The 5,355-nt window shown below is 72.3% G+C and carries 5 protein-coding genes; 2 read left to right on the top strand and 3 right to left on the bottom strand.

Annotation, left to right across the window (positions count from 1 at the left end; all coding sequences use genetic code 11):
- On the bottom strand, nucleotides 1-533 hold a 533-nt coding region (locus ACFTZL_RS40390), incomplete at its 3' end, for a TetR/AcrR family transcriptional regulator C-terminal domain-containing protein (RefSeq protein WP_382594190.1).
- 74 nt (nucleotides 534-607) lie between these two features.
- On the opposite strand from ACFTZL_RS40390, the gene ACFTZL_RS40385 reads away from it, so the two are divergent.
- The gene (locus ACFTZL_RS40385; protein ID WP_382594187.1) at nucleotides 608-2,011 is read left to right on the top strand and encodes an FAD-dependent oxidoreductase; all 1,404 of its coding nucleotides are present in this window, start codon (nucleotides 608-610) and stop codon (nucleotides 2,009-2,011) included.
- A 4-nt stretch (nucleotides 2,012-2,015) separates the two neighbouring features.
- On the opposite strand, the gene leuE is transcribed toward ACFTZL_RS40385, so the two are convergent.
- Both leuE and ACFTZL_RS40375 read right to left on the bottom strand, forming a co-directional pair.
- Nucleotides 2,016-2,669, bottom strand: coding sequence for a leucine efflux protein LeuE (leuE, locus tag ACFTZL_RS40380; RefSeq protein ID WP_382594184.1), 654 nt, complete (start codon nucleotides 2,667-2,669; stop codon nucleotides 2,016-2,018).
- 51 nt (nucleotides 2,670-2,720) lie between these two features.
- Nucleotides 2,721-4,301, bottom strand: a complete 1,581-nt coding sequence (locus ACFTZL_RS40375) for a methylmalonyl-CoA mutase (protein ID WP_382594181.1) — start codon at nucleotides 4,299-4,301, stop codon at nucleotides 2,721-2,723.
- A 149-nt stretch (nucleotides 4,302-4,450) separates the two neighbouring features.
- Here ACFTZL_RS40375 and ACFTZL_RS40370 point away from each other — a divergent pair, with 149 nt between their 5' ends.
- Nucleotides 4,451-5,302: a L,D-transpeptidase family protein gene (locus ACFTZL_RS40370; RefSeq protein ID WP_382594193.1), complete on the top strand. Its 852-nt coding sequence runs from the start codon at nucleotides 4,451-4,453 to the stop codon at nucleotides 5,300-5,302.
- Nucleotides 5,303-5,355: the final 53 nt, after the last annotated feature.

Raw genomic sequence — 5,355 nt, 5'->3', positions numbered from 1 at the left:
GCCATCAGGCGGGCGCGTTCGTTCACGTCGTAGCCCTCGCGGCGCTCGTCCGGCAGGGGCCGCACGCCCTGCTCCTCGGTGACGAAGCCGAGCGTGTACATGTACGCGGTGGTGAGCGCGCGGACCGCCTGGGCGAGGGTGAAACCGGCGGCCGTCAACAGGCGCAGGTTGTCCTCCATCTGCCCGGCGTGCTCGATGCCGGTGAAGCGTGAGCCGCTGAACACCTTCGCGCCGTCCCGGTAGCCGAGCAGGGCCGCGCGCAGCCCCCGGTTGGCCTTCAGCAGCCGTTCCCGCCAGGTGTCGGCGGGGTCGAGCGAGGCGCCGGCGACCATCCGGCGGTACATCTCCGTCGCCATCTCGTCGAGCAGGGCCTGCTTGTCCTTGAAGTGCCAGTAGAGGGCGGGCGCCTTCACGTCCAGCTCCCGGGCGATGGCCCGCAGGGTCAGACCGTCCAGGCCCGCCTCGTTCAGCAGCCGCAGGGCGGTGTCCGCGACCCGCCGCCGGTCCAGGGGCTCACGTCGTTCCGTACTCACGCTTGACAACTTAACACCGTTAAGGCGATTCTCGGGAGCGAAGCTACTTAACAGCGTTAAGGAGAGGGTGGATCATGGACACGGATGTACTGGTGGTGGGCGCGGGCCCGACCGGACTGGCGCTCGGCATCGACCTCGCCCGGCGGGGTGTGGCCGCGCTGGTCGTCGAGCGGGCGGAGGCGCTGTTCCCCGGCTCTCGGGGCAAGGGCATCCAGCCGCGCACGATGGAGGTCTTCGACGATCTGGGCGTACTGGACGCGATCCGCGCGGCGGGCGGCCGCTACCCGGTGGGGATGATCTGGCAGGACGGCAGGCGGGCGGACGAGCACCGGATGTTCGACCCGGCCGAGGCGAGCGAGGACGCGCCGTACACGGAGCCGTGGATGGTGCCGCAGTGGCGCACGCAGGAGATCCTGCACGCGCGGCTGGCCGGGCTGGGAGGTGCAGTGGCCTTCGGCCGGGAGCTCGTCGGTCTGACGCAGGACGCGGACGGGGTGCGCGCGGAATTCGCCTCGGGCGAGCCCGTCACCGCCCGGTACGCGGTCGCGGCGGACGGCGGCCGCTCAACGGTGCGCAGACTGCTCGGCATCGGCATGGCGGGCGAGACCCTCGACCCGAACCCGACGCTGGTGGCCGACGTCCGGATCAGCGGCCTGGACCGGGACAACTGGCATATCTTCCCGCCGGGCGGGGACGGCCACGGCTACCTCGCGATCTGCCCGCTGGCCGGCACGGAGGACTTCCAGCTCGTGGCGCAGTTCCCGGACGGGACGGCCCCGGACCTCTCGCTGGAGGGCATACGGAAGGTCGTCGCCGCCCGCTCGCACCTCGCCCCCGAGACCGTGACCGAGCTGCGCTGGGCCTCGGACTTCCGGCCCCGGGCGGCTCTGGCGGACCGCTTCCGCTCCGGGCGGGTCTTCCTCGCCGGCGACGCGGCCCACGTGCACTCCCCCGCCGGCGGCCAGGGCCTCAACACCAGTGTCCAGGACGCCTACAACCTGGGCTGGAAGCTGGGCGCGGTGCTGCGCGACGGCACCGATGCGGCCCTGCTCCACTCCTACGAGGAGGAGCGGCGGCCCGTCGCCGCCGACATGCTCGGGCTGTCCACCAGCGTGCACCGCGGCGAGACCCGGCGGGGCGAGGCGACCCGTCAGCTCGGCCTCGGCTACCGGGCGTCGTCACTCACGCGGGAGACGCGCACGGACCCCGGACCGGTACGGGCCGGTGACCGGGCACCCGACGGGACGGTGGACGGGACCCGCCTCTTCGACGCGTTCCGCGGACCGCACTGGACGCTGCTGGCCTTGGGCGGGGCGCGGCCTGACGCCCTCGGCGAGCGGGTGCGGACCGTCCACGGCCCGGCGCACGGGGCCTACGGGGCCGGGCTGTTCCTCGTACGGCCCGACGGATACGTCGGCTGGGCTGGAGACGCGCCGACCGGGCTCGCGGAGTATCTCGCCCGGTTCGGCCGCTCGTGAGGCTCTACGCGCTCGAGGCCAGGGACAGCTTCACCGCGAAGCCCAGGAACAGGGCTCCCGCCGCCGAGGTGGCGCCCGCGGCGAGACGCTTGCGGCGGCGGAAGGCGGCGGCCAGCCGGGTGCCGCCGAATATCAACGCGCTGAGGTAGAGGACGCTGGCCACCGTGGCGAAGGCGCCGAGGACGACGAAGGAGACGGCCGGATAGGCGTAGCCCGGGTCGACGAACTGCACGAAGAAGGCGACGAAGAACAGGATCGCCTTCGGGTTGAGGAGGCTGATGACCAGCGCCCTGCGGAAGGGCCGCTCATCGGCCGACGCCCCGGACACGCCGTCGTCCGCGGCCCGTTCACGGCGGGTCCGCCACAGTCCCCAGGCGGCGCGCAGCATCCCGACCGCCAGCCAGGCCAGATACCCGGCGCCGGCGTACTTCACGATCCCGAACAGCACGGCGTTCGCCTGGAGCAGCGAGGCGACCCCGGCCGCCGACAGCGTCATCAGCACCGCGTCCCCGCACCACACCCCGGCCGCGGCCCGGTACGCGGTGCGCGCACCGCGTCGCGCGGCGACGGAGATCACGTACAGCGAGTTGGGACCGGGCAGCAGGACGATCAGGACGAGGCCCACAAGGTAGGTGGGCAGATCGATGACACCGAGCATGCAAAGGAGTGTCGCACGCGGGTCTGACACCGCCCCTCCCCCGGCCGCCCGTCAGAAGACGTCCGAGGGGACATACGCCCCCCACACCTCCCGCAGCGCGTTGCACACCTCGCCCACGGTCGCCCGTGCCCGCAGGGCCTCCCGCATCGGGTACAGGACGTTGTCCGAACCCCGCGCGGCCTTCTTCAGGGCCGTGAGCGCGGTGTCCACCGCCTGCTGGTCGCGCTCCGCGCGGAGCTTGGCCAGGCGTTCGGCCTGCCGGGCCTCGATGGCGGGGTCGACGCGCAGAGGCTCGTAGGGCTCCTCCTCGTCGAGCCGGAAGCGGTTGACGCCGACCACGACCCGCTCGCCGGAGTCGGTCTCCCGGGCGATCCGGTAGGCGCTGCGCTCGATCTCGTTCTTCTGGAAGCCGCGTTCGATGGCGCCGACCGCGCCGCCGAGCTCCTCGACCCTGGCCATCAGCCCGACGGCCGCGGTCTCGACGTCGTCGGTCATCCTCTCGACGACGTAGGAGCCCGCGAGGGGGTCGACGGTCGCTGTCACGTCTGTTTCGTAGGCGAGGACCTGCTGGGTGCGCAGGGCCAGGCGCGCGCTCTTGTCGGTCGGGAGGGCGATCGCCTCGTCGAAGGAGTTGGTGTGCAGCGACTGGGTGCCGCCGAGGACCGCTCCCAGGCCCTGCACGGCGACCCGGACCAGGTTCACCTCGGGCTGCTGGGCCGTGAGCTGCACCCCGGCCGTCTGTGTGTGGAAGCGCAGCATCAGCGACTTGGGGTCCTCGGCGCCGAACTCCTCCTTCATCACCCGCGCCCAGATCCGGCGCGCGGCACGGAACTTGGCGACCTCCTCCAGGAACGTCGTACGGGCGACGAAGAAGAACGACAGGCGGGGCGCGAAGTCGTCGACGTCCATCCCGGCCGCGACCGCGGTACGGACGTACTCGACGCCGTCGGCGAGGGTGAACGCGATCTCCTGCGCGGGCGAGGCGCCCGCCTCGGCCATGTGGTAGCCGGAGATGGAGATCGTGTTCCACCTCGGGATCTCGGCCTTGCAGTACTTGAAGATGTCGGCGATCAGGCGCAGCGACGGCTTCGGCGGGAAGATGTACGTCCCGCGGGCGATGTACTCCTTGAGCACATCGTTCTGGATGGTGCCGGTCAGCTTGTCCGCGCCGACGCCCTGCTCCTCGGCGACGAGCTGGTAGAGCAGGAGCAGCAGGGCCGCGGGGGCGTTGATCGTCATCGACGTCGAGACCTGGTCCAGCGGGATGCCGCCGAACAGCACCCGCATGTCGTCGACGGAGTCGATGGCGACGCCGACCTTGCCGACCTCGCCGTGCGCGATCGGGGCGTCGGAGTCGTGGCCCATCTGGGTGGGCAGGTCGAAGGCGACCGACAGGCCCGTCGTGCCGTGGGCGATGAGCTGCCGGTAGCGGGCGTTGGACTCCGTCGCCGTGCCGAAGCCCGCGTACTGGCGCATCGTCCAGGGACGGCCCGTGTACATCGACGGGTACACGCCCCGCGTGAAGGGGTACGCCCCCGGGTCCCCCAGCTTCTCCGCCGGATCCCAGCCCTCGAGGGCCTCCGGTCCGTAGACCGGCTCGATGGGCAGCCCGGACTCCGACTCACGCGCCATGGTGTGATGCCTCCCGCCGAGCAGTGGGTGGTCGGGACCTCGTTCACCACCATGCCCCCTGGTTCGCGACGGGTCACGCCAGGGGAACATCTGAGGTGACATCCGGGCACACCGGTGAGACAACAGGGGGCCGCGTGCGTACCAGGGGCATGGGGAGAGCGATGGCGGCGGCACTCGCCGCGCTGGCCGCGGTGACCGGCTGCACGGTGCAGCCCTCCGACGGCGACGGGAAGCGCCGCTCGCCGGTGCACATCGAATTACCCAGCGGCACCCCGTCCCCGGCGCGCACCCCGGCCGGCGGCGGCAGCCCGAGCACCGCCCCCGCCCCGCCCGACGACGACAAGCCCAGCGCGGCACCACCTGCCCCGCCGCGTGTGCTGTGGTCCCGCGGTGCCACCGGCCGGGACGTCCGCGAGCTCCAGGCCCGGCTGCGGCAGGTCGCCTGGCTCTTCGAGGGGCCGACCGGGACGTACGGCGAACAGACGGAGCGGGCGGTCAGCGGCTTCCAGGGCAAGCGCGGGCTGCCGCGCACCGGGCGGACCGACACCGTCACCTGGCAGCGGCTGCTGCGGATGACCCGCGAGCCGGGCCGATGGGACCTGTACCTGATGGGCGGCCAGCCGGCCGACGCGCCGGACCCGCGCTGCACGACGGGCCGGGTGCTGTGCATCGACAAGACCAGCAGGACACTGCGCTGGATGATCGACGGGCGGACCGTGTCGACGGTGGCGGTCCGCTTCGGCTCGAGCGGCACGCCGACCCGGGAGGGTGTCTTCTCCGTCTACTGGAAGTCCCGCGACCATGTGTCGACGCTCTACGACTCACCCATGCCCTACGCGATGTTCTTCAGCGGGGGCCAGGCCGTGCACTACTCGACGGACTTCGCCGCCCGGGGCTACGCGGGGGCCTCGCACGGCTGCGTCAACGTACGGGACGAGGCGGCGATCGCGGAGCTGTACGCGCAGGTCCGCAACGGCGACAAGGTCGTCGTGTCCTGGTGAGGACGCGGAAGGGAAGTTGAGGCGCGGGCGGGACCGGGGGAACGTGTCCCGCC

Source organism: Streptomyces sp. NPDC056948, from assembly GCF_042674225.1.
In the GTDB taxonomy this organism is placed as follows: Bacteria; Actinomycetota; Actinomycetes; order Streptomycetales; family Streptomycetaceae; genus Streptomyces; species Streptomyces purpurascens.
This window is presented reverse-complemented; position numbering and strand designations above follow the sequence as displayed.

Coding starts and splice junctions, on each gene's coding strand:
- ACFTZL_RS40375 (WP_382594181.1), bottom strand. CDS start 4,301: ATGGCGCGTGAGTCGGAGTCCGGGCTGCCCATCGAGCCGGTCTACGGA.
- leuE (WP_382594184.1), bottom strand. CDS start 2,669: ATGCTCGGTGTCATCGATCTGCCCACCTACCTTGTGGGCCTCGTCCTG.
- ACFTZL_RS40385 (WP_382594187.1), top strand. CDS start 608: ATGGACACGGATGTACTGGTGGTGGGCGCGGGCCCGACCGGACTGGCG.
- ACFTZL_RS40370 (WP_382594193.1), top strand. CDS start 4,451: ATGGGGAGAGCGATGGCGGCGGCACTCGCCGCGCTGGCCGCGGTGACC.